At 67.5% G+C, this 22,513-nt stretch carries 21 protein-coding genes; 3 read left to right on the forward strand and 18 right to left on the reverse strand.

The window, feature by feature from the left end:
• Positions 1–41 precede the first annotated feature (41 nt).
• The 14 genes from lepA to LRR16_RS16645 form a co-directional block, all read right to left on the reverse strand.
• Positions 42–1,835 carry a translation elongation factor 4 gene (gene lepA, locus LRR16_RS16580; protein WP_006578556.1) on the reverse strand — a complete coding sequence of 598 codons (1,794 nt, stop codon included), beginning with the start codon at positions 1,833–1,835 and terminating at the stop codon, positions 42–44.
• Positions 1,836–2,221: 386 nt separating this feature from the next.
• The gene (locus LRR16_RS16585; RefSeq protein WP_064575983.1) at positions 2,222–3,706 is read right to left on the reverse strand and encodes a DegQ family serine endoprotease; all 1,485 of its coding nucleotides are present in this window, start codon (positions 3,704–3,706) and stop codon (positions 2,222–2,224) included.
• 146 nt (positions 3,707–3,852) lie between these two features.
• Entirely contained in the window at positions 3,853–4,926 is a 1,074-nt protein-coding gene (locus tag LRR16_RS16590) for a MucB/RseB C-terminal domain-containing protein (protein ID WP_043436864.1), read from the reverse strand.
• Positions 4,927–4,934: 8 nt separating this feature from the next.
• On the reverse strand, positions 4,935–5,573 hold the full coding sequence (locus LRR16_RS16595; RefSeq protein WP_232206548.1) for a sigma-E factor negative regulatory protein: 639 nt from the start codon (positions 5,571–5,573) through the stop codon (positions 4,935–4,937).
• A 108-nt stretch (positions 5,574–5,681) separates the two neighbouring features.
• Positions 5,682–6,281 carry an RNA polymerase sigma factor RpoE gene (rpoE, locus tag LRR16_RS16600; RefSeq protein ID WP_006578764.1) on the reverse strand — a complete coding sequence of 200 codons (600 nt, stop codon included), beginning with the start codon at positions 6,279–6,281 and terminating at the stop codon, positions 5,682–5,684.
• 173 nt (positions 6,282–6,454) lie between these two features.
• The gene (locus LRR16_RS16605) at positions 6,455–6,865 is read right to left on the reverse strand and encodes a hypothetical protein (protein WP_232206549.1); all 411 of its coding nucleotides are present in this window, start codon (positions 6,863–6,865) and stop codon (positions 6,455–6,457) included.
• A gap of 97 nt (positions 6,866–6,962) precedes the next feature.
• Positions 6,963–8,195 carry a beta-ketoacyl-ACP synthase II gene (gene fabF / locus LRR16_RS16610; protein WP_006577663.1) on the reverse strand — a complete coding sequence of 411 codons (1,233 nt, stop codon included), beginning with the start codon at positions 8,193–8,195 and terminating at the stop codon, positions 6,963–6,965.
• Between the two features lie 297 nt (positions 8,196–8,492).
• On the reverse strand, positions 8,493–8,732 hold the full coding sequence (gene acpP, locus LRR16_RS16615; protein WP_006577662.1) for an acyl carrier protein: 240 nt from the start codon (positions 8,730–8,732) through the stop codon (positions 8,493–8,495).
• Positions 8,733–8,871: 139 nt separating this feature from the next.
• Entirely contained in the window at positions 8,872–9,621 is a 750-nt protein-coding gene (gene fabG, locus LRR16_RS16620; RefSeq protein WP_006577661.1) for a 3-oxoacyl-ACP reductase FabG, read from the reverse strand.
• Between the two features lie 33 nt (positions 9,622–9,654).
• Positions 9,655–10,587 (reverse strand): ACP S-malonyltransferase, encoded by a 933-nt coding sequence (gene fabD, locus LRR16_RS16625; RefSeq protein ID WP_232206550.1) that lies wholly within the window; start codon positions 10,585–10,587, stop codon positions 9,655–9,657.
• Between the two features lie 99 nt (positions 10,588–10,686).
• Complete coding sequence (locus LRR16_RS16630; protein WP_006577659.1) at positions 10,687–11,667, reverse strand: beta-ketoacyl-ACP synthase III; 981 nt, start codon at positions 11,665–11,667, stop codon at positions 10,687–10,689.
• Between the two features lie 132 nt (positions 11,668–11,799).
• Entirely contained in the window at positions 11,800–12,879 is a 1,080-nt protein-coding gene (plsX, locus tag LRR16_RS16635) for a phosphate acyltransferase PlsX (RefSeq protein WP_023263341.1), read from the reverse strand.
• Between the two features lie 174 nt (positions 12,880–13,053).
• Positions 13,054–13,233: a 50S ribosomal protein L32 gene (gene rpmF, locus LRR16_RS16640; RefSeq protein WP_006577657.1), complete on the reverse strand. Its 180-nt coding sequence runs from the start codon at positions 13,231–13,233 to the stop codon at positions 13,054–13,056.
• Positions 13,234–13,366: 133 nt separating this feature from the next.
• Positions 13,367–13,963 (reverse strand): DUF177 domain-containing protein, encoded by a 597-nt coding sequence (locus LRR16_RS16645; protein ID WP_006577656.1) that lies wholly within the window; start codon positions 13,961–13,963, stop codon positions 13,367–13,369.
• Between the two features lie 237 nt (positions 13,964–14,200).
• Here LRR16_RS16645 and LRR16_RS16650 point away from each other — a divergent pair, with 237 nt between their 5' ends.
• Positions 14,201–14,836 (forward strand): Maf-like protein, encoded by a 636-nt coding sequence (locus tag LRR16_RS16650; protein WP_232206551.1) that lies wholly within the window; start codon positions 14,201–14,203, stop codon positions 14,834–14,836.
• A 42-nt stretch (positions 14,837–14,878) separates the two neighbouring features.
• Positions 14,879–15,610: an SAM-dependent methyltransferase gene (locus LRR16_RS16655; RefSeq protein ID WP_064575970.1), complete on the forward strand. Its 732-nt coding sequence runs from the start codon at positions 14,879–14,881 to the stop codon at positions 15,608–15,610.
• A 24-nt stretch (positions 15,611–15,634) separates the two neighbouring features.
• On the opposite strand, the gene LRR16_RS16660 is transcribed toward LRR16_RS16655, so the two are convergent.
• The 4 genes from LRR16_RS16660 to LRR16_RS16675 all read right to left on the reverse strand — a co-directional run bounded on the left by LRR16_RS16660 (position 15,635) and on the right by LRR16_RS16675 (position 19,138).
• On the reverse strand, positions 15,635–16,801 hold the full coding sequence (locus tag LRR16_RS16660; RefSeq protein WP_232206552.1) for a S49 family peptidase: 1,167 nt from the start codon (positions 16,799–16,801) through the stop codon (positions 15,635–15,637).
• Between the two features lie 111 nt (positions 16,802–16,912).
• Positions 16,913–17,401 carry a Rieske 2Fe-2S domain-containing protein gene (locus LRR16_RS16665; RefSeq protein ID WP_232206553.1) on the reverse strand — a complete coding sequence of 163 codons (489 nt, stop codon included), beginning with the start codon at positions 17,399–17,401 and terminating at the stop codon, positions 16,913–16,915.
• On the reverse strand, positions 17,394–18,053 hold the full coding sequence (locus tag LRR16_RS16670; RefSeq protein ID WP_006579740.1) for an HAD-IA family hydrolase: 660 nt from the start codon (positions 18,051–18,053) through the stop codon (positions 17,394–17,396). Before LRR16_RS16670 ends, LRR16_RS16665 begins: the two co-directional genes overlap by 8 nt.
• 53 nt (positions 18,054–18,106) lie before the next feature.
• Entirely contained in the window at positions 18,107–19,138 is a 1,032-nt protein-coding gene (locus LRR16_RS16675) for an RluA family pseudouridine synthase (protein ID WP_232206554.1), read from the reverse strand.
• Positions 19,139–19,978: 840 nt separating this feature from the next.
• Here LRR16_RS16675 and LRR16_RS16680 point away from each other — a divergent pair.
• On the forward strand, positions 19,979–22,513 hold a 2,535-nt coding region (locus tag LRR16_RS16680), incomplete at its 3' end, for an Rne/Rng family ribonuclease (RefSeq protein ID WP_232206555.1).

Below are 22,513 nucleotides of genomic sequence, written 5' to 3' on the forward strand. Positions count from 1 at the left end.
GCCGGCGTTGCGCCGGTTCGCCACGCTTGCCGTCCGGCGCGTCATTTCTCTTCCACCTGCAGAATGGCCAGGAACGCTTCCTGCGGAATTTCGACCGTGCCGACCTGCTTCATGCGCTTCTTGCCGGCCTTCTGCTTTTCCAGCAGTTTCTTCTTGCGCGAGATATCGCCGCCATAGCATTTGGCCAGCACGTTCTTGCGCAGCGCCTTGACGTTCTCGCGCGCGATGATGTTCGAGCCGATCGCCGCCTGGATGGCGACGTCGTACATCTGGCGCGGAATGATTTCACGCATCTTGGCGGCGACCTCGCGGCCCCGGTACTGCGAATTGGAACGGTGCACGATGATCGAGAGCGCATCGACCTTGTCGCCGTTGATCAGGATATCGACCTTGACCACATCGGAAACGCGGTACTCCTTGAACTCGTAATCCATCGACGCATAGCCGCGCGACACCGATTTGAGCCGGTCGAAGAAATCGAGCACGATCTCGGCCATCGGAATCTCGTAGGTCAGCTGCACCTGCTTGCCGTGGTAGCTCATGTTGACCTGCGTGCCGCGCTTCTGCGTGCACAGCGTGATCACCGCACCGACGTAGTCTTGCGGCATGTACAGGTTGACCGTGACGATCGGTTCCAGGATCGCGTCGATCTTGCTCGGGTCGGGCATCTTGGCCGGGTTCTCGACCTGGGCCATGGTGCCGTCGCGCATCTGCACCTGGTAGACCACCGTCGGCGCGGTGGTGATCAGGTCCATGTCGAACTCGCGCTCGAGCCGCTCCTGCACGATCTCCATATGCAGCAGGCCGAGGAAGCCGCAGCGGAAGCCGAAGCCCAGCGCCTGCGAGACTTCCGGCTCGAACTGCAGCGAGGCATCGTTCAGGCGCAGCTTTTCCAGCGATTCGCGCAGCGCCTCGTACTGGTTCGCCTCGACCGGATAGAGGCCGGCGAACACCTGCGGCTTGACTTCCTTGAAGCCGGGCAGCGGCGCCTCGGCCTTGCGCGCCACCGTGGTGATGGTGTCGCCGACCTTGGCGGCCTTCAGTTCCTTGATGCCGGCGATCACGAAGCCGACCTGCCCCGCCGACAGCGCCTCGCGCTGGATCGACTTGGGCGAGAAGATGCCGACCTGCTCCACCAGATGCTGCGAGCCGTTGGCCATCAGCAGCACCTTGTCCTTGGGACGCAGCGTGCCGTTGACCACGCGCACCAGCATGACCACGCCGACGTAGTTGTCGAACCACGAATCGATGATCAGCGCCTGCAGCGGCGCGTCCGGATCGCCCTTGGGCGGCGGCACCTTGGCGATCAGCGCCTCGATCACGTCCTCGACGCCCTGGCCGGTCTTGGCCGAGCACGGGGTCGCGTCGTGCGCGTCGATGCCGATCACGTCCTCGATTTCCTGGATCGCGTTGTCGGGATCGGCCTGCGGCAGATCGATCTTGTTGAGCACCGGCACCACTTCGACGCCGAGCTCGATCGCGGTATAGCAGTTGGCCACGGTCTGCGCCTCGACGCCCTGCGAGGCGTCCACCACCAGCAGCGCGCCCTCGCAGGCGGACAGCGATCGGCTGACTTCGTAGCTGAAGTCGACGTGTCCCGGGGTGTCGATCAGGTTCAGGTTGTAGACCTTGCCGTCGCGCGCCTTGTAGCTGAGCGCCGCGGTCTGGGCCTTGATCGTGATGCCCCGCTCCTTTTCGATATCCATCGAATCCAGGACCTGGGCCTCCATTTCGCGGTCGGAAAGGCCTCCGCACAGCTGGATGATGCGATCGGCCAGGGTCGATTTCCCGTGGTCGATATGGGCAATGATCGAAAAGTTACGGATATGGTCCATCGGTTGGTCAGGGGAGCGCCGCGGCAGCGCATTGGCAACGGGCGATGGCGACGTACGCGCATCCGGCCGCGGCACAGCATGTCATGGGCGGAGGGACGGGCGGCCCGCCGGGCGCGCCTGGGCCCGGCCGCAGGTTGGTGGCGCGCGCCCGACCGTTCCCACGGTCGGCGGCTTTCGCGCCAGACGGCGATTTTACCGGATTTTCAAGGGGGTCCCGCAGCTCAATCGCGCAGCGGAACGGGAAAATGCGGAGCGGCCGAAATCGGTGGGGTGATCCCGTCGTCCCCACGCAGCGGGAAACCCGGCGGCGCGCGCGATGTGCGCGCGGAAAGACGCCAGGCCCCCGCCTGCGCGGCGACGACGGTGGGACGACGCGGGGACGGCGGTCAGCGCGCTGCGCCGCCGTTCGGGCGCAGCGTCAGCACCTGGGTCGCGTCGCCGCGGCGCACGAAGATCGCCGCCATGCGGCTCTTGTCCAGGCCCCGCACCAGCTCGTTGAACTGGCGGGCGCTGGTCACATCGGTGTCGCCCAGGCGCAGGATCACGTCGCCCGGCCGGATGCCGGCGCGCGCCGCGACCCCTTCGGCCGCCTGAACCTCGACGCCCGACTTGATCTTCAGCTCGCGCAACCGGGCCTCGGACAGGTCGCCGACCACGAGCCCCAGCGCATTGGGCTTGGCGCCTGCCGCGCCTTCGTCGCCCGGCGTGGTGCCGGCGCGCGGACGCGGCTTGGCATCCGGCTCGAGCTCGGCCACGGTGATCGTGACCTCGCGCGTCCCCCCCTTGCGCCACAGCTGCATCGGCACCCGCGAGCCAGGCTTGGTCTCGCCGACCAGGCGCGGCAGGTCCGACGCGCGCTCGATATCGCGGCCGTTGAACTTCAGGATGATGTCGCCCGCCTCGATACCGGCCTTCTCGGCCGGGCCGCCAGGCTCGACGCTGCCGACCAGCGCGCCGCGCGCGCGGCCCAGGCCCAGCGAATCGGCGACCTCCTTGGTGACATCGCCGATCGCCACCGCGATCCGGCCGCGCGTGACCTTGCCGGTCGACTTCAACTGCTCGCTGACGCGCAGCGCCTCGTCGATCGGAATCGCGAACGAGATGCCCATGTAGCCGCCGCTGCGGCTGTAGATCTGCGAGTTGATGCCGATCACCTCGCCGCGCAGGTTGATCAGCGGCCCGCCCGAGTTGCCCGGGTTGACCGCCACGTCGGTCTGGATGAACGGCAGGTAGTCGCCGGTGTCGCGGCCCTTGGCCGACACGATGCCGGCGGTCACGCTATTGTCCAGGCCGAACGGCGAGCCGATCGCCAGCACCCATTCGCCGACGCGGATCTTGTTCGAATCGCCCATCTGCAGGCGCGGCAGGCCATTGGCATCGACCTTGAGCAGCGCGACGTCGGTGCGGCGGTCGGTGCCGATCAGCTTGGCCTTGAACTCGCGCTTGTCCGGCAGCGTGACGTAGATGGTCTCGGCGTCGGCGACCACGTGGGCGTTGGTCATCACGTAGCCGTCCGCGCTGATGATGAAGCCCGAGCCGACCCCGCGGCTCTGCTCCTCGCCCTGTGGCGGCTGGCCGCGGCGCGGCGTCCCCGGCGGCGTGGGCGCGCCTGGCATCGGGATGCCGAAGAAGCGCCGGAAGAACTCGGCCATCTCCTCGTCCTCGGGCGTCATGCCGCGCGAACGGACGCGCTCGGTGGTGCGGATGTTGACCACGGCGGGGCTGACGCGCTCCACCAGGTCGGTGAAGTCGGGCAGGCTGTAGTTCGAGGCGGCGGCCTGCGCATGGACCGGCGTGGCCAGCATGGGACCCGCCGCCAGCACGGCGGCCAATGCCATGGTCCTGGCCACGGCGTAATAGTTTGACGACATGGTCGACTCCCGCGAGTTCAGCGTAACAGGGTAAGCAAGCCGGGGCGTCCGGTCCAGTCGGGGCCAGCCCGGAGGGTGTCCGCGGAATATCCGGAGAATGCCCAGCGTGTGCGGGCGGGCGCGCCGGCGGCGCCCCGCAGCCCGGCTCAGCGTGGCTTGGGCGCGCGGTATTCCACCGCGGCCGCGAACTGCTTGACCGTGGCCGCCGGCACTTCGCCGACGACGGTGATCCAGAAATCGGCGACCTTGCGCACCACCACCTGGGTCGCGCCCAGCGAGGCGACGCCCTCGCGCCGCACCCGCTGATCCGATACCGGTTCGATGAAGACCGACAGCCCCGTCAGGCCATCGCTGTAGACGACCTGCAGCACCTCGAACACCTGTTCGCGGCCGCTGCCTTGCGCGCTGCGCAGATCGCCCAGCGGGCGGCGCACCTCGCGAATCTTCTGGAAACCCTTGACCGGCACCGCGATCAGCCAGCCCTCTTCGGCGATATTGGCCGGCTGGTAGTTGATCTCGTAGCGCTGCCAGCTCGCGGCGCTCTTGATCGCGCCGAGGATCTTCTGCTTTTCGGACGGCACGCCGATCTCGATCTGCGAGAACGCGACTTGCTCGAGCACCTTGCCGCCCTCGCCGATGGTCTGCGCGCGCATCAGCAGGCCCGAGTGCTTCTCGGCCCAGAGGCGGACCGCATAGCGGGCGCCGTCGTGCGGCACCAGCGAAAAGACCTCGCACTCCATCCCGGCGACGCGCTCGGGCGACAGCCTGCGCATCTCGTAGAGATCCAGCACATCGCCCTTGTTGGTGGCCAGCAATGCCGGGAAGCGGTCCTTGGCGTCCTGGCGCTCGACGACCACGAGCTTGGCCTCGGGGATCAGGCTATGGACGATGTCGTTCTGGCGCAGCACTTCGCGCGGCTTGCCGTCGAGCGTCTCGAGCCGCTCGTACTCGTTGTGCACCAGATCGCTGAAATGCTGGATGCGCGACGCATGCATGACGCTGCCGCGCTGGTAGATCAGAGTACCGACGTAGTTTTCGCGCTGCGCGGCGCGGTGGATCTTGCCAAGCCAGGCCGCGGCATCGCGGCGCGCCAGCGTGGGCTCAGGCGTTTGCGCCGTCGCCACCGCGGCCGTCAGGCACAAGGCGAGAAAAAAGGACCTCCTCAGGGCCCTTATTCCTTGTGCGCCCGCTGCATGGGCGGGCGCCCATCCTTTTTGCATGTCCGGCATTATTCCTGCGTGTTGTCCTGAGAGAAGCTTGCACTATTGGCGACGTTGCGCATGGTCGGCACCATGGCATTGGTCGTCACGGACACCCGGTGAGCCCGCAGGTACTCGTCCAGGCGCGGATCGCGAATCATCTGGCCGGCGTCGGCGGCGACGGTCAGCACGCCGCTGGCCTTGGGCGCCGTGGGCACGCCTTCACTGGTGCTGGCGACGATGGCGCCGGGCGCGGCCGGATCGGCATCGCGCATTTGCGGCACGACCACCCAGCTGACTGCAGCGACGGCAGCCGCGATCGCGGTGCCCGGCATCACGCGGCGCACCCACGACGGGCGCAGCAGAAGACGATGGCGGCGCACCGGCGCATCGGCCAGCGCGGCGGGCGCCAGCAGGTGCGGCTCGTCCTCGAGACGGCTTGCGAAGCGCGACACGAAGGCCGCGGTCGAGCCGGCATGGGCGAGTTCCTCGGAACGCAGCGTGTCGCCGATCAACTGGAACACCGACCATTGCTCCTGGCCCGGCTCGCTCTTGGCGAGCGCCAGCACGGCTTCGAATTCATGCGGCGCCAGTTCGCCGTCGATCAATGCGGAAATCTGCTCCGCTGCCTCGGGCGCATGAACCGATTGCCTGTGAGCCTGACCCATTTCCAACCCCTCGATAACCATCGAACACCGAACAATCCCGTCACAATACTGTCGCTTCTCGATGCAGGAGCAGGCTGCAACGCTGGCCGCACGACATGTCTTTGACTTCTACCACCGCTTGCCCTCTGCCGTTCCCAGCAGCGGGCGCAATTTTTCCGCAATCGCTTCGCGTGCCCGGAAGATGCGCGATCTGACCGTACCGATCGGACACCCCATCGCTTCGGCGATTTCCTCGTAGCTGAGGCCTTCGATTTCGCGCAGCGTGATGGCGGTTCGCAATTCTTCCGGCAGGGCCTCCATGGCGCGGTTGACGGTGTCCGCCACCTGGCGCGTATGGAGCATCGACTCCGGCGTATTGATATCCCTTAGTTGCTCACCATCCGCAAAAGTTTCAGCCTCTTCGGCATCGATGTCGCTGGACGCTTCCGGCCGCCTGCCTTGCGTGGCCAGGTAGTTCTTGGCCGTATTGACAGCGATCCGGTACAACCAGGTGTAAAACGCCGATTCCCCGCGGAATTGGGGCAAGGCGCGATATGCCTTGATAAAGGCATCCTGCGCCACGTCCTCCACTTCAGCGGGGTCCCTGACCAGACGCGAGATCAACCGGATGATCTTGCGGTGGTATTTGGCCACCAGCAGTTCAAAGGCCCGCTTGTCGCCCTGCTGGACGCGTTCAACAAGGAGCTGGTCGGCTTCGCGTTCGCTCACGAATAGTTCACCTGCAGTGTATCTCTTGGTATCGCCGTCAAAACAAACGTTGTATTTTACCTACGCCATACCCCGCGAAACGTCCGCAGAGCGAAAAGCGTATTGACAGCCGGGGCGAATGCCACCGGGCGTCAGTATGCATTAAGCGGCACCGCTTGGGCCGCCTATCGCGCTCAAAGCGATCCGGGAGCCCCATGCAACGCGCGCAGCAGCGCCCGCCGCGAGACATCGGCCGCGCAATTCCGGCCATCCGGAGCGCCAGCGCTGCTCATCAGCAGCACGCGCGGCACGCCGGCTTCCGCCGCCTGCGCGGGCACCAACCGCAGCACCGCCGCGATCCCTCCCAATCGCCAGCACGCCACGACACGTGCCCTCGCCTCGCCGCCCTCGGGCAACGCGACGACGATCTGCGCCGCCGAACCGCCCGGTGCAATGCCGACAAAGCGGCATGCCGCCGCTCGCCATCCGCCTCGCCACGCCCGGACACCCGACAGCACGGCCGCCGCTGCGAGGACCGCCCACCACAGCGGGCCCGTCTCGCCCGCCGCCCAACCCTCCCCCGCCCGCCACAGCAGCCACAGCAACGCGGCAAGCTCGCAGCCCAGGAACGCCGTCAGCAGCCAACGCTGCGGATGACGCCCCGGGGACGGGAAGCAAGGGAGCGGCCGGCGGGCGCCGGCTTCAGGCACGACGGAAGACGAGCGTGCCGTTGGTACCGCCGAAGCCGAAGTTGTTCTTGACGGCCACGTCGATCTTCATTTCACGCGCGGTGTTCGGCACGTAATCGAGATCGCACTCGGGGTCCTGATTGAAGATGTTGATCGTCGGCGGCGCGACCTGGTGATGCAGGGCCAGCACCGTGAAGACCGACTCCAGGCCGCCGGCGCCGCCCAGCAGATGGCCGGTCATCGACTTGGTGGAGTTCACCGCGATCTTGTAGGCATGGTCGCCGAAGGCCAGCTTGATCGCGTCGGACTCGTTCTTGTCGCCCAGCGGCGTCGAGGTGCCGTGCGCGTTCAGGTAGTTGACTTCGTCCGGGTTGACGCCCGCGTTCTTCAGCGCGTTGACCATGCAGCGGCGCGGACCGTCGGTGCTCGGCGCCGTCATATGGAACGCGTCGCCGCTCATGCCGAAGCCCGACAGCTCGGCGTAGATCTTCGCGCCGCGCGCCTTGGCCGACTCGTATTCCTCGAGCATCATCACGCCGGCGCCCTCGCCGAGCACGAAGCCGTCGCGGTCGACATCCCACGGGCGCGAGGCAGCCGCCGGATCGTCGTTGCGGGTCGACAGCGCGCGTGCCGCGGCGAACCCGCCGATACCGAGCGGCGACACGGTCGATTCCGCGCCGCCGGCCAGCATGGCGTCGGCGTCGCCAGCCTCGATCAGGCGCGCGGCCAGGCCGATGCTGTGCAAGCCGGTGGTGCAGGCGGTCACGGCGGCCAGGTTCGGGCCCTTCAGGTTGTGGTTGATCGACAGGTGGCCGGAGATCATGTTGATGATCGAGCCCGGCACGAAGAACGGCGAAATCCGCCGCGGACCGCGATTGGTCAGCTCCGCGTGCGTGTCCTCGATCATGGGCAGGCCGCCGATGCCCGAGCCGACCAGCACGCCGATGCGATCGGCGTTGGCCTCGGTCACTTCCAGGCCGCTGTCGCGCAGGGCCTGGGTGCCGGCCGCGATGCCATAGTGGATGAAGGTATCCATATGGCGGGCTTCCTTCGCGGGAATGTAGTCCTCGACGTTGAAGCCCTTCACTTCGCCGGCGAAATGCACGGCCAGCGCGGAGTGATCGAATTTGGTGATGGTGGCAATGCCGGACTTGCCGGCAACCAGATTGGCCCAGCCTTCGGCAACCGTGTTTCCGACCGGAGACACAAGGCCGAGCCCGGTGACGACGACGCGACGACGGCTCACTATGATTTCCTACGGGTGGATGAGGCAAGGCGGAACGGGCGGCAGCCCGCGGCACCGTCAAGGCGCCAAGGCGATTCCGCCGCGCCGGCAGGCCGGCGCATCGGCCAGCCTTCCGGCCGGACTGACGGCGCGAATCCCCGCCGGCAGCTCAGCGGCACGATGGCCGATGATGGAGCCAGCTTCGGCCCCACCGCAACTCCGCTTGCTCGAACAAACGAAAGCCACAGAAAACGGCACAACGGGATCTGACGACCCCTCCGCCCGTTTTCTGTGGCCCGGAATCCGGATACGACAGGCTTAGGCCTTGACGTGCGCCGACGCGTAGTCGATGGCCTGCTGCACGGTCGTGATCTTTTCGGCTTCCTCATCGGGAATTTCCATGCCGAATTCATCTTCCAACGCCATCACGAGTTCGACCGTGTCGAGCGAGTCGGCGCCGAGGTCGTTCACGAACGAGGATTCGTTCTTGATGTCGGCTTCGGCGACGCCGAGTTGCTCTGCCACGATCTTCTTGACGCGTTGTTCGATATTGTCCATTTAGCCCTCCAGGGAAGTTCGACAAAAAAGTGGGCGCATTTTAGCAGGTTTGGCCTCTGAAAATGCCGTCCGCAGTCTTTCGCAAGAAATGCACCCGTTCTTCTAAAAAAGGGGGTGACGCCAGGGCGTCGCGCCCCCCTCAGTTCATATACATGCCACCGTTGACATGCAGCGTGGTGCCGGTCACATAAGCCGCCTGCGGACCGGCCAGGAAAGCCACCGCATTGGCGATGTCCTCCGGCTGACCGAGCCTGCCGAGCGGAATCTGGGTCTTGAGCGCGGCATGCTGCTCTTCCGACAGCACCTTGGTCATATCGGTATCGATGAACCCCGGTGCGACGCAATTGACAGTGATGTTGCGGCTGCCGATTTCGCGGGCCAGCGCGCGCGTCATGCCTTCCACGCCCGCCTTGGCCGCAGCATAGTTCATCTGGCCCGGGTTGCCGGTCGAACCGACCACCGAGGTGATGTTGATGATGCGTCCGCCGCGGGCCTTCATCATCGGCCGCAGCACACCGCGCGACAGGCGGAATACCGCCGACAGATTGGTGTCGATCACCGCGCTCCAGTCCTCGTCCTTCATCCGCATCGCCAGCTGGTCCTGCGTGATGCCGGCATTGTTGACGAGGATGTGGATGCCGCCGTGATTCTTGACGATCTCGTCGATCAGCGCCTCGCAGCGCGCCGCGTCGTTGACGTCGAGCACCGCGCCGGCGCCCTTGAGCTGCTCGGCCGCCAGGTATTCGCCGATCGCGGCGGCGCCCTTCTCGCTGGTGGCCGTGCCGATCACCAGCGCGCCCTGCCGGGCCAGTTCCAGCGCGATCGCGCGGCCGATGCCGCGCGAGGCGCCCGTCACCAGCGCGACCTGATTATCCAGGGTCTTGCTCATCCCGTTGTTTCTCCTTGTTGCGGTGCGTGCGGATCAGCCGCCCACCAGCACCAGCGTGTCCTGCAGCGAGGCCGGATCGACGATGGCGCCGCCGGCCAGATTGCCGTCGATGCGCTTGGTCAGCCCGGCCAGCACCTTGCCCGGACCGCATTCGATCACATGCGTGACGCCGTCGGCGGCCATCTTCTGCACCGACTCGACCCAGCGCACCGGCGCCGCGGCCTGACGCACCAACGCGTCCTTGATCGCCTCGGGATCATCGACGATGGCGACGTCGACGTTGTTGATCAGCGGAATCGACGGCGCCGAGAACGTCAGGCCGGCCATGCGCTCGCGCAGGCGGTCCGAAGCGGGCTTGAGCAGCGACGAATGGAACGGCGCCGACACCGGCAGCGGCAGCGCGCGCTTGGCGCCCTTGGCCTTGGCGATTTCGCAGGCCCTCTCGACCGCCGCCTTGGCGCCGGCGATCACGACCTGCGCCGGGGCGTTGAAATTGACCGCCTCGACCACGCCGGCCGCCGAGGCCTCGGCGCAGGCGGCGCGCACGTCGTCGTCGGACAGGCCGAGGATCGCGGCCATGCCGCCCTCGCCCACCGGCACCGCTTCCTGCATCGCCTGCGCGCGGAAGCGCACCAGCGGCACGGCGTCGGCAAACGCAATCACGCCGGCGGCGACCAGCGCCGAATACTCGCCGAGGCTATGGCCGGCCACCAGCGCCGGAGCCGGACCGCCGGCGTCGAGCCAGGCACGGTAGATCGCCACCGCGGCGGTCAGCATCACCGGCTGGGTGTTGGTGGTCAGGTTCAGCTCTTCGGCCGGACCTTCGGCGATCAGGCGCGCCAGGTCCTGGCCGAGCGCGTCGGACGCTTCCTGCAGCGTCGCGCGCACCACCGGGTTGTCGGCGAAGGCATTGAGCATTCCGACCGACTGCGAGCCTTGGCCGGGGAAGACGAATGAGAATTTCATCGGTTTCCGATCGGTTTGAAAATGGAATCGTCGGCGCCATCGCGCATCGGCCGCGCACCTCATCGTGCCGCGCCCCGATACCTGGCACCGGCTTGCGAATTACATGCGCAGCAGCACCGCGCCCCAGGTGAAACCGCCGCCCACGCCTTCCATCAGCACGTGGTGGCCGGGGCGGATGCGTCCGTCGCGCACCGCGACGTCGAGCGCCAGCGGGATCGACGCGGCCGAGGTGTTGCCGTGTTCATGCACGGTCGCGATCATGCGCTCGAGCGGCAAGCCGAGCTTCTTCGCGGTGCCCTGCATGATGCGGATATTGGCCTGGTGCGGAATGAGCCAGTCGAGCTTCTCGGCGGGGAAGTCCGCCGCGGCCAGCGTCTCGCGCGCGACCTTGTCGAGCACGCTGACGGCGAGCTTGAACACCGCCTGTCCATCCATGTGCAGGAAGGCATTGCCGGTGATATTGCCTGCCGCGACATTGCCCGGCACGCACAGGATATCGACGTGGCTGCCGTCGGCGTGCATCGCCGAGGACATCACGCCGGGTTCGTCCGACGCGGTCAGCACCACCGCGCCGGCGCCGTCGCCGAACAGCACGCAGGTGGTGCGATCGTTGAAGTCGAGGATGCGCGAGAACACTTCGGCGCCGATCAGCAGCACGTTGCGATGCGAGCCGCTGCGGATGAACTTGTCGGCGGTGGCCAACGCATAGGCAAAGCCGGAGCAGACGGCCTGCAGGTCGAACGCCGCGCAGTGGTTCGTGATGCCGAGCTTCTGCTGCACCAGGCAGGCGGTGCTCGGGAACACGTAGTCGGGCGTCGACGTGGCGACGATGATCAGGTCGATCTGCTGGCGGTCGATGCCGGCCGCTTCCAGCGCGCGCTCGGCCGCCTTGACGGCCAGATCGCTGCTGGTCACATCGGGCTCGGCCCAGTGGCGCGCCGAGATGCCGCTGCGAGAGACGATCCACTCGTCGCTGGTCTCGATGCCCTTCTCGGCCAGCTGCGCCGCGAGCTCGTGATTGGTGACGCGCCGCGGAGGCAGGTAGCTCCCCGTGCCGATGATTTTTGCGTAGCTTGTCATGTGGTGTCGGATCGTATTGCCGGACTCAGCGCGACCCCGGCGCGGCGGCTTGCCGGCCTGGCCGGTGCTGGCGCGCGGGGCGTGGGACCAGGGGCACCGGCGTCGCCGCTGCCTCGGTGATGCTGGGCAGGATCATGCGGCGTGTGCGCTGCGACCCGCGCTGGGCGGGTCCGTCTCCTGGCCCGCGGATGCGGTGCCCGCGGTGCTCGTCTTGTTGGCGAACGCCTGCGAAATCCGGGCGATGACGCCATTCCTGGCCGCATCATACCCGCGTTTGATTGCCCACTCAAAAGAGTGGGCATCGGCGGAACCGTGGCTCTTGATCACCAGCCCGCGCAGCCCGAGCAGCGAGGCGCCGTTGTAGCGGGCCGGATCGAGCCGGCGCGCCAGCCGCGTCAGCACCGGCATCGCGATGCCGGCCAGCAGCTTGGTGAACCAGGAGCGGGTGAATTCCTCCTTGATCATGCTGCCGATCATCTTGGCCAGGCCCTCGGTGCTCTTGAGCGCCACGTTGCCGACGAAGCCGTCGCACACCACGATGTCGGTGGTGCCCTTGAAGATGTCGTTGCCCTCGACGTTGCCGTAGAAGTTCAGCTCCGAGGCGCGCAGCAGCTCGCCGGCGCGCTTGACCACCTCGTTGCCCTTGATCACTTCCTCGCCGATGTTCAGCAGGCCGACCGTCGGGTGGTCCTTGTGGTCGACCACCGCGACCATGGCCTCGGCCATGCGGGCAAATTGCAGCAGATGTTCGGGTTCGCAGTCGGCGTTGGCGCCCAGGTCCAGCACCGTGGTGCCCCAGCCCTGCTCGTTCGGAATGGTGGTGGCGATGGCCGGGCGCTCGATGCCCTCGAGGGTCTTGAGCACATAGCGCGACACCGCCATCAGCGCGCCGGTATTGCCGGCCGAGATGCAGGCGTCGGCGGCGCCTTCCTTGACCTGGGTCACCGCGACGCGCATCGACGAATCCTTCTTCTTGCGCAGCGCGACCTCGACCGGGTCGTCCATCGTGATCACTTCGGTGGCGGCCACCACGGTCACGCGCGGATGGTTCTGCGCGTGCAGCTTGCGCAGCTGCGGCTCGATGGCATCCGGCCGCCCCACGAGCACCATCTCGGCATCCTCGTGGGCGGCAAGAAAACTGATCGCCGCCGGCACCGTCACGGATACGCCGTGATCGCCGCCCATGCAGTCGATAGCGAGTTTGATCGTCATTGTTTGCTGATGCGCGAGGCGCCGAATCCGCGCTGCGGAGGCCTCGCAGGGAATGCCGCGCCAGCGTCCACGCTTGCCGCGGCCAACAAAAAAGCGGCAAGGAGTTTGCCGCTTCTTTGTATGTCTTCTACCTGCAAGCGCGTGCGGGACGCAGCGTCACGCCGAGCGAATGCTTCAGTCGTTCTTGGTCTTGACGACCTTGCGGCCACGGTAGTAGCCGTTCGGGCTGACGTGGTGACGCAGGTGCGTTTCACCCGTGGTCGGCTCGACTGCCAGCGGCGCGACGGACAGGTGATCGTGCGAACGATGCATGCCGCGCTTGGACGGCGACTTCTTGTTCTGTTGAACAGCCATGATGACTCCTTGGAGAATTTGCGGATATTAACACACGCATCCTGCACGAGGCGTAGCCGGGCCCGGCCGGATGCTGATTAGGGGTACGACGTTGCTACTGCCGAAGCGCGCCGCCGCGGACCGTGTCCGCGCGTCAGTGCTTCGTCTTCAGACTGGCCAGCGCCGCGAAGGGCGACGGCCGCTTTTCCTCTTCCTGCTCGGCCTCGGGTTCCGGTTCGACGCTGCCGTCGGCTCCGGTCACCAGGCTCTCATGCACCTGCGGGCAGACCTCGTGCTTCGGCGCCACCGGCAGCGACAGCAGGATCTCGTCCTCGATCAGCGCCAGCAGATCGAAGCGGCGCGAGCCCGCGATGACATCGATCTCGTCGTCGTCCATCGGCGCGGCATCGGCCTCGGCTTCGCTGGCCATCACCTCGAACCGGGTCGCGGTCGCGATCGGCTCGGCGTAGACCGCCAGACAACGCTGACAGTTCAGCCACATGCCGCCCTGCACCGCCAGGTCGAGGAACAGGCGCCGGCGCGCCGGCTTGCCGGGCTCGGCCGCTTCGTCCTGGACGGAACCGCTCATCGTGTAGCGGAACAGTTCGTCCGGGGCCGAGGCTGGCGCTTCGGCGGAGGTCTCGGCTATGATGCGCGGCAATTCACGCGCCGCGATCTCGCCGGCCGCCGAGCCCGAGGACCGGCAGAACTCGAAGAGATCGAACGCTTGCAAGTCGATGGGCTGAGTCATGTCGCTGAATGCGCCTGTGGTGCATGGCGCTGGCAATGCTGCTGAACGCTGGTCCCGTCGCTGCGGCGGCCATCGAGTGACGAGGCCTCCGCATTGCGCCGCACGAGGCGCTGGCAGGACACCACGCGGCGGATGCCTGCGCGGTAAAACGCGTGATTATACGTCGAAATCTCCGCCGCGGTCAAAGTCGAAAGCGCTTTGCCTGTTGCGCATTCCCCTTTCGCTTCAATCACTTATATGTCTTCCGCCGTGACACCCGCCGTGCCACCTCATTCACCACTGCCTGCGGCTCCCAGGCTGATTCTCGGCTCCAGTTCGCGTTATCGCCGCGAACTGCTGGAGCGCCTGCGCATTCCATTCGAGATCGACGTGCCGGACATCGACGAAACGCCGCTGTCCGGCGAGGCGCCCGAGGCGACCGCACTGCGGCTGTCACGCCGCAAGGCCGAGGCGATCGCCGCCCGTCACCCCGGCGCGCTGGTGATCGGCTCCGATCAGGTCGCCACGCTCGACGGCGTCCAGGTCGGCAAGCCGGGCTCGCACGAGCGGGCACTGGAGCAGCTGCGCTGGATGCGCGGCCGCACCGTGACGTTCCATTCGGCGCTGTGCCTGCTGGACGGCCGCAGCGGCGAGGTCCAGCTGGAGGAGGTGCGTACGCTGGCGACCTTTCGCGAGCTCGGCGACAGCGAGCTGGAGGCCTATCTGCGGCTCGAGCAACCCTATGACGTGGCGGGCAGCGCCAAATCCGAAGGACTCGGCATCGCGCTGCTGTCGCGCGTCGAGTCCGACGATCCGACCGCGCTGGTCGGCCTGCCGCTGATCGCGTTGACCGGCATGCTGAGGCGCGCCGGCTATCCCTTCTTCACGGCCTGATTCCACGGGCCTCCCCCTCTCCGCTGTCGAGGACATCCGCCCATGAGCGGCACGCTATACCTGATTCCGAACACGCTGGGCAAACGCGACGAGGCCGATCCGCTGCCGGCCGTGATCCCCGCCGACGTGCAGCAGATCGCTGCCAACCTGGACTACCTGGTCGCCGAGAACGCCAAGACCGCGCGCGCCTATCTGAAGAAACTGGGGCAGACCTGCCCGCTGGCGCGGCCGATCCAGCAGATCGAGATCCGCGAACTGAATGTCAATACGCAGGAGGCCGCGCTGGCGGAATTGCTGGCCCCGGTGCTGGCGGGCCGCGACGGCGGCCTGCTGTCCGAGGCCGGCGTGCCGGCCGTGGCCGACCCGGGCGCCAATCTGGTGCGGCTGGCCCATGCGCGCGGCGTTCGGGTGCGGCCGCTGGTCGGGCCCAGTTCGATCCTGCTGGCGGTGATGGGCTCCGGGCTGAACGGCCAGAGCTTTGCGTTCAACGGCTATCTTCCGGTCGATCCGGGCGAGCGCACGCAGCGCCTGCGCGAACTGGAGCAATGGTCACGCAAGCACCGGCAAACCCAGGTCTGGATCGAGACGCCGTATCGCAACGAGGCGCTGCTGGCGGCGCTGAAGGCCAGCTGCGCTGGCACCACGCTGCTGTCGATCGCGGTGGACCTGACGCTGCCGACCGAGACCATCGTCACGCAGCCGCTGTCGGCCTGGCAGCCGGGCCGGCTGGAATTGCACAAGCGGCCGGCGATCTTCTCGATCCTCGCGGCCTGAGCGGGCCTTGCCCGGGCCCCGCCGTCAATACAGCGACTGCAGCCGCGAGCTCCACATCAGCGTCCTGGCGGCCGCGGTCCCGACCGCGGCGCCGAAGCGCTTGGCGACGCGCTCGGCGATGTTCTCCTTGACGGTGTAGTCGACGATCTCCTCGGCCTTCAGCACATCGCGCGCCACCGACTCGGCGCTGCCCAGGCCGTCGGCCAGCCCCAGCTCGATGCTGCGCTCGCCCGACCAGAACAGCCCCGAGAACAGCGTCGGATCGTCCTTCAGCCGGTTGCCTCGCCCTTCCTTGACCACCGCGATGAACTGCTCGTGGATCTGGCGCAGCATCTGTTCGGCAAACGCCTTCTGCTGCGGCGATTCCGGCGAGAACGGATCGAGCATCCCCTTGTTGGCGCCGGCGGTGTACAGCCGCCGCTCGACGCCGAGCTTGTCCATCAGCCCGGTGAAACCGAAGCCATCCATCAGCACGCCGATCGAGCCGACGATGCTGGCCTTGTCGACATAGATCTTGTCGGCCGCGGCGGCCACGTAGTAGCCGCCCGACGCACAGATTTCCTCGACCACGACATACAGCGGCTTGGACGGATGCAGCGAGCGCAGGCGCTGGATCTCGTCGTTGATGATGCCCGCCTGCACCGGCGAGCCGCCCGGGGAATTGATCTTCAGGATCACGCCGGCCGCGTTGGCATCGGCGAAGGCCGCCTGCAGCGAGGCGTTGATCGACTCGGCGCTGGCCGGCGTGCCGGCGGCGATCTCGCCCTCCAGCGTGACCATCGCCGTATGCCGGCCGCTGGTGATGGCGCCGTCGGTCTTGAAGTCGAACAGCGAGAACAGCACCAGCGCGATCAGCGCGAAGCCGGCCAGGCGGAAGAAGATCTTCCAGCGGCGCGCCGCCCGTTGCTCGCGCAGCGTGGCCATCAGCACGCGCTCGAGCACATCGCGCTCCCAGCCGGCGCCGGTCTTGACCGGCCCGGCCGACTCGCCCTTGAGCCGCGCCTTGCGCTCGACCGACTCGCGGCGCGCGGCGGCCTCGGCATCGCGGACCTCGGCCTCCAGCGGGTAATCGGCGCGGCGCGCGGTTTCGAGCCGCTCGCCGGCGCCGTGCCCGCTCGGGCTCTCGTCGCCGCGGCCCGGCTCGGCATCCGGCTCGTTCGGCTTCACCGGCGGTTTGTTCTCGTCTGTCATGCAAATACTCTCGAACGGGCGCCGCTACGCGGACGTCGCCGACGTTGCGCTGGGGCCCGAAGGTTTCCCGTCAAAAAAAAGCAATGCCGGTGCGCGGCCGCGGCGCCCCGCCTACGGTACGGGCGGTGGCGACGGCAGCGAGGGCGGATCGTCGTACGGCGACTCCGGTATCCAGTAGACGGCGCCGTCGCGCTCCTCGACACGCAGCTTGGCGAGCGAAGCGCCGCGGCACGGTCCGCCGACGCACAGTCCGCTGTCGGGCGCATAGGTCGCGCCATGTGTGGCGCACATCAAGTATAGGCCCGACGACTCGAAAAAGTGGCCTTCCTGCCAGTCGAGCTCCATGGGCACATGGGCGCACTGATTCAGATAGCCATGGACCTGCCCCTCGTAGCGCACCGCGAAGGCGCCGATCTCCCGGCCGCCGACCGCGACAGTGAAGCGCACGCCGACGCCGCCCTCGACCAGCTCGTGCGCCGCGCAAAGCCGGCGCGCCCCGGCCGGCAGTGCCGGCAAGGCTGGCGTAGTCGGCAGCGGCCCGGTGTCGGGCCCGGTATCGGACCTGGTATCGGGCCCGGTATCGGGCTCGGTATCAGCCATGGGTATGCAGCCAGTCGCTCAGGTCGGCGATCGAACTGGCGCAGTGCAGCGGCGTCATCGCACGCAGCGAATCCGCGGGGTGGGCGCCGTAGCAGACGCCGATGCCGTGGGCGCCGGCGTTGACCGCCATCTGCAGGTCGTGCGTGGTGTCGCCGATCATCACGGTGCGCCCCATCTCCTGGCCCAGTTCACGGGTCAGCTCGTGCAGCATCGCCGGGTGCGGCTTGGAGAACGTCTCGTCGGCGCAGCGCGTGGCGTCGAACAGCGACGTCAGGCCGGTGGCGGCCAGCGCCCGCTGCAGCCCGACGCGGGTCTTGCCGGTGGCGACACCGAGGAAATAGTGCTGGCCGCGCAGCGCCTGCAGCATCTCCAGCACGCCCTCGAACAGCACGAGTTCGGCGTCGCGGGTCAGGAAATGGTAGCGATAGCGTTCGGCGAGGCGCGGATAGTCGACCGGGTCCAGCGTCGGGATCGCATATTCCAGCGCGTCCTTCAGCCCGAGCCCGATCACATGGCGCGCGGCGTCCTCGTCGGGCACCGGCAGGCCCAGGTCGCGGCTGGCCAACTGGATGCACTTGGCGATGGTCGGGGTGGAATCCATCAGGGTTCCATCCCAGTCGAAGACGATCAGGTCGAAGCGTTGCCGGGCCATGGGAGTTCTCGATCGAATAATGGAGTTGCCGCGGCGGATGAAGGCGTCATCCGCTACAGGGCATGGGGAGTCGGAGCCGAATCTGCCTGCCCTGGCTGCGCCATCTGCTTCAGTTGCCGCAGGAAGGCCTCGCACTCGGCCGGCAGGGGCGCGCTCAGCGTCAGCGCCTGGCCGGTACCGGGGTGCACGAACGTCAACCGGTGCGCGTGCAGGAACATCCGCTTCAGGCCTGGCTTGACGCCGGCCCGGGCCAGCGCCTTGTTCAGCGCGAAATCGCCGTACTTGTCGTCGCCGACGATCGGAAACCCGAGTTGCGCCAGATGCACGCGGATCTGGTGAGTGCGGCCGGTCTTCAGTTCCGCCTCCAGCAGCGTGTAACCAGGAAAGGACGCCACGCGGTTGAAGACCGTATGCGAGGGCTGGCCGTCGGCCTGCACGCGGACGCGGCGCTCGCCATCCGGCGTGGTGTATTTGAACAGCGGGAAGCGGGCATGCTGACGGTTGTGGCCGAATTCGCCGGCGACGCAGGCGAAATAGCGCTTGTCCATCGCGTTGTCGCGGATCTGCTGATGCAGATGCACCAGCGCCGCGCGCTTCTTGGCCAGCAGCAGGATGCCGGAGGTCTCGCGGTCCAGCCGGTGCACCAGCTCCAGGAAACGGGCCTCGGGCCGCGCCTGGCGCAGCTGCTCGATGACGCCGAAGGCGACGCCGGAGCCGCCATGGACCGCCACGCCGGCCGGCTTGTCGATCACCAGCAGATGGGCGTCCTCGAACAGCACCGGAAACGAGGCCGCGGGCACGTAGCTGTCGGCCGTCGCCGTCGCCGCCACACGAAGTGGCGGAATGCGCACAACATCGCCGAGCTTCAGCCGATAGGTTGCATCGACACGCCCTTTGTTCACCCGCACCTCACCGGAGCGCAAGATCCGGTAGACATGGCTCTTGGGCACGCCCTTGGCCACGCGCAGCAGGTAGTTGTCGATCCGTTGGCCGTCGGCGTCTTCCCCGATGGTCACATACGCCACCTGGGGCGCATCCGTGCCGGATCGCACCTCTTTTTCAATTCGATGGCGTAACTCATTCATTTTCAAATATAATTTCCGCGCTACCCCGGCCAAAGCCGGCAGCGCAAGCGGTGTAAGCGAATTGTCGCATTTTACACTTCGGGTCACCGCTGGCCCGGCCCGGTCCCCCGCCATCGCGTAATCCGCAGGCGCCGGACGGGCAAATTGGCGGTACGGGCCGACAGCTCCGCTGGCGGCCTGTCGCAGTAAATCAAGTAACAAGCAGCACGCACGGTACCGGCTGTGCGCAGGAAAACCGCCCAAAGGCGGGTTCGGCGCGGACTCGGTTCACGTGGGAGCAGAGTGTTCAGGTAGAACAGAATTTGATGGCGGATGCCGATACGGCATTCGCTTCGGTGAGAGAAAGTCCCGCCGCACCGGAAATCGGTGCCGGCCGGTTGCCTGGCCCCTCGCCTGATCGACGACATGGTGACAATCGCGGCGCCCGGTCGCAGAACTCCAACAAGCAGCAGGTGCGCCTGCCTTGTCGGTCGCTCAGGTCGTGGTGGCATGCCGCCGCGTCCGACAACCTTGCTCTTTGACGCGTCCTGGCCGTTCGTGGCCGGCCCCGGTGCGAGCCGAAGCGCAAGCGGCATCCTGTCGTCGCTGCCCTCCCCCGCACCCCGGCCTCCGTCCGATATCGCCGCCTGACCCTGCGCGCAGCTCGCGCATGGCCGGCATGGCGGTCCGAACCCCGCGCAGCGCGCCGACGTCTCTCTCTTTCACCCGTGCCCAGCCGGCGGCTTGCATTCGCCCCGGCGCCTTCGGCAATTCTCACGCCACCTCTCGCTTCCTCGCGTGCTTTCGAAACGCCGCGCGGCACTACCGGTGCCGGCCGCGGCATTGGAACGAGGGTTTGCGATGAAACGCATGCTGTTCAATGCGACGCAGCAGGAGGAATTGCGCGTCGCCATCGTCGACGGTCAGAAGCTGATCGACATCGATATCGAGACCGCCGGGCGCGAGCAGCGCAAGGGCAATATCTACAAGGGCGTGATCACCCGCATCGAGCCGTCGCTCGAAGCGTGTTTCGTCAACTACGGCGAAGAGCGCCACGGTTTCCTGCCGTTCAAGGAAGTGGCCCGGGCCTACTTCAAGGAAGGCGTCGACGTGCGCAACGCGCGCATCCAGGACGCGCTGCACGAAGGCCAGGAACTGATCGTCCAGGTCGAGAAGGAAGAGCGCGGCAACAAGGGCGCGGCGCTGACCACCTTCATCTCGCTGGCCGGCCGCTACCTGGTGCTGATGCCGAACAATCCGCGTGGCGGCGGCGTGTCGCGCCGGATCGAGGGCGAGGACCGCCAGGAACTGCGCGAGACGATGGGCCAGCTGACCGTGCCCGACGGCATGAGCATCATCGCCCGCACCGCCGGCATCGGCCGCTCGGCCGAGGAACTGCAGTGGGACCTGAACTACCTGCTGCAGCTGTGGAAGGCCATCGACGGCGCCGCCGGCGACAACAAGGCGCCGCTGCTGATCTATCTCGAATCGAGCCTGGTGATCCGCGCGATCCGCGACTACTTCCAGCCCGACATCGGCGAGATCCTGATCGACACCGACGACATCTACGAGCAGGCCCGCGCCTTCATGAGCGTGGTGATGCCCGACAACATGAACCGCGTGAAGAAGTACCGGGACGACGTGCCCCTCTTCTCGCGTTTCCAGATCGAACACCAGATCGAATCGGCGTATTCCCGCATGGTGATGCTGCCGTCGGGCGGCGCCATCGTGATCGACCACACCGAGGCGCTGGTCTCGGTCGACGTCAACTCGGCGCGCGCCACCAAGGGTGCCGACATCGAGGAAACCGCGCTGCGCACCAACCTCGAAGCGGCCGACGAGATTGCTCGCCAGCTGCGCCTGCGCGACCTGGGCGGCCTGATCGTCATCGACTTCATCGACATGGAGTCGAACAAGGCGCAGAAGGACGTCGAGACGCGCCTGAAGGACGCGCTGCGCCATGACCGCGCGCGCGTGCAGATGGGCAAGATCAGCCGCTTCGGCCTGATGGAGCTGTCGCGCCAGCGCCTGCGTCCGTCGCTGTCCGAGGGCTCGCATATCACCTGCCCGCGCTGCAACGGCACCGGCCATATCCGCGATACCGAATCGTCCGCCCTGCAGGTGCTGCGCATCATCCAGGAAGAGGCGATGAAGGAAAACACCGCCGCGATCCACTGCCAGGTGCCGGTCGAGGTCGCCGCCTTCCTGCTCAACGAGAAGCGCCAGGACATCAACCTGATCGAGCTGCGCTTCAAGGTCAACGTGCTGCTGATCCCGAACAAGCATCTGGAAACGCCGCACTACAAGCTCGAGCGCCTGCGCCACGACGATCCGCGCCTGGAAGAAAGCACCGCCAGCTACCGGATGGCCGAGGCCGCCGCCAAGGAACTGGAGGCGGACACCAGCTACAGCAGCCGCAAGAAGGAAGACGCCAAGCCGCGCCAGGAAGCCGCGGTCAAGGGCATCACCCCCGAGCAGCCGGCGCCGGTTTCGGTGCCGCGCCCCGAGCGCGCTCCGCGCCAGGAGGCCCCGGCCGCCAAGCCGGCCGCTCCGGCCGCGGCGACGCAGCCGATCGGCAGCGGCGGCTTCATCGCCTGGCTCAAGGGCCTGTTCGGCGCCCGTCCGGCACCGGCCCCGGTGCAGCCGGCCAAGCCGGCCGCGGCGGAAGCCCGCACCGGCGGCAATGGCGAGGGCGGCCGGCGCGAGCGCGGCCAGCGTGGCGAACGTGGACAGCGTGGTGAACGCGGCGAGCGCGGCGACCGTACCGAACGGGGCGAGCGTGCCGAACGTGGCGAGCGCCAGGCTGGCCGCGGCCAGCGTGCGGAACGCGGCGAGCGTGCCGAACGTGGTGAGCGCACCGAACGCGGTGAACGTGCGGAGCGCGGCGAGCGCGCCGAGCGTCAGCAGCGCCAGCCGCGCCAGGCCGAGGCGCAGCCGGCGCAGGCCGAAGCGCGCCAGCCGGACGCCGTGCAGGGCGAACGTGGCGAGCGCACCGAGCGCAGCGAGAACCGTCGCGAACGTAACCAGGAACGCCGCGAGCGCCAGCGCGAACGGCAACGTGAGCGCAGCGAGACCCGCGCCGCCGATGCCGAGCTTGCCGACGTGGAAGCCGGCGCGCCGATCCAGCCGGTGCCGGTGGCCGCGCTGACCGACGAGGCCAGCGCCGTCCGCGCCGAACTGCCGGAAACCGCGGACATCGCTGAAAGCGGCGAGGGCGAAGAGCGCCGGCGCCGCAATCGCCGCGGCCGCAACCGCTATCGCCGTGAGCGCGAGGAAGGCGCCACCACGGAAGCCACCGAAGCCGCCGAGGCTGCGGACGCCGAAAGCGCCGAGGGCCAGGCCGCCGGCACGATGGCCGCCATGCCGGCCACCGGCCAGGCGCTGGCCGAAGCCGGC

This window comes from Cupriavidus sp. UGS-1, assembly GCF_021213615.1.
GTDB lineage: Bacteria > Pseudomonadota > Gammaproteobacteria > Burkholderiales > Burkholderiaceae > Cupriavidus.

Excerpts from the sequence above, each read along its gene's own strand:
- plsX (WP_023263341.1), bottom strand. The coding sequence starts at position 12,879 with ATGACGATCAAACTCGCTATCGACTGCATGGGCGGCGATCACGGCGTA.
- LRR16_RS16590 (WP_043436864.1), bottom strand. The coding sequence starts at position 4,926 with ATGCAAAAAGGATGGGCGCCCGCCCATGCAGCGGGCGCACAAGGAATA.
- lepA (WP_006578556.1), bottom strand. The coding sequence starts at position 1,835 with ATGGACCATATCCGTAACTTTTCGATCATTGCCCATATCGACCACGGG.
- LRR16_RS16630 (WP_006577659.1), bottom strand. The coding sequence starts at position 11,667 with ATGACAAGCTACGCAAAAATCATCGGCACGGGGAGCTACCTGCCTCCG.
- LRR16_RS16585 (WP_064575983.1), bottom strand. The coding sequence starts at position 3,706 with ATGTCGTCAAACTATTACGCCGTGGCCAGGACCATGGCATTGGCCGCC.
- LRR16_RS16595 (WP_232206548.1), bottom strand. The coding sequence starts at position 5,573 with ATGGGTCAGGCTCACAGGCAATCGGTTCATGCGCCCGAGGCAGCGGAG.
- LRR16_RS16655 (WP_064575970.1), top strand. The coding sequence starts at position 14,879 with ATGAGCGGCACGCTATACCTGATTCCGAACACGCTGGGCAAACGCGAC.
- rpmF (WP_006577657.1), bottom strand. The coding sequence starts at position 13,233 with ATGGCTGTTCAACAGAACAAGAAGTCGCCGTCCAAGCGCGGCATGCAT.
- LRR16_RS16650 (WP_232206551.1), top strand. The coding sequence starts at position 14,201 with ATGTCTTCCGCCGTGACACCCGCCGTGCCACCTCATTCACCACTGCCT.
- LRR16_RS16670 (WP_006579740.1), bottom strand. The coding sequence starts at position 18,053 with ATGGCCCGGCAACGCTTCGACCTGATCGTCTTCGACTGGGATGGAACC.
- LRR16_RS16645 (WP_006577656.1), bottom strand. The coding sequence starts at position 13,963 with ATGACTCAGCCCATCGACTTGCAAGCGTTCGATCTCTTCGAGTTCTGC.
- LRR16_RS16675 (WP_232206554.1), bottom strand. The coding sequence starts at position 19,138 with ATGAATGAGTTACGCCATCGAATTGAAAAAGAGGTGCGATCCGGCACG.
- LRR16_RS16665 (WP_232206553.1), bottom strand. The coding sequence starts at position 17,401 with ATGGCTGATACCGAGCCCGATACCGGGCCCGATACCAGGTCCGATACC.
- fabG (WP_006577661.1), bottom strand. The coding sequence starts at position 9,621 with ATGAGCAAGACCCTGGATAATCAGGTCGCGCTGGTGACGGGCGCCTCG.
- LRR16_RS16660 (WP_232206552.1), bottom strand. The coding sequence starts at position 16,801 with ATGACAGACGAGAACAAACCGCCGGTGAAGCCGAACGAGCCGGATGCC.
- fabD (WP_232206550.1), bottom strand. The coding sequence starts at position 10,587 with ATGAAATTCTCATTCGTCTTCCCCGGCCAAGGCTCGCAGTCGGTCGGA.
- acpP (WP_006577662.1), bottom strand. The coding sequence starts at position 8,732 with ATGGACAATATCGAACAACGCGTCAAGAAGATCGTGGCAGAGCAACTC.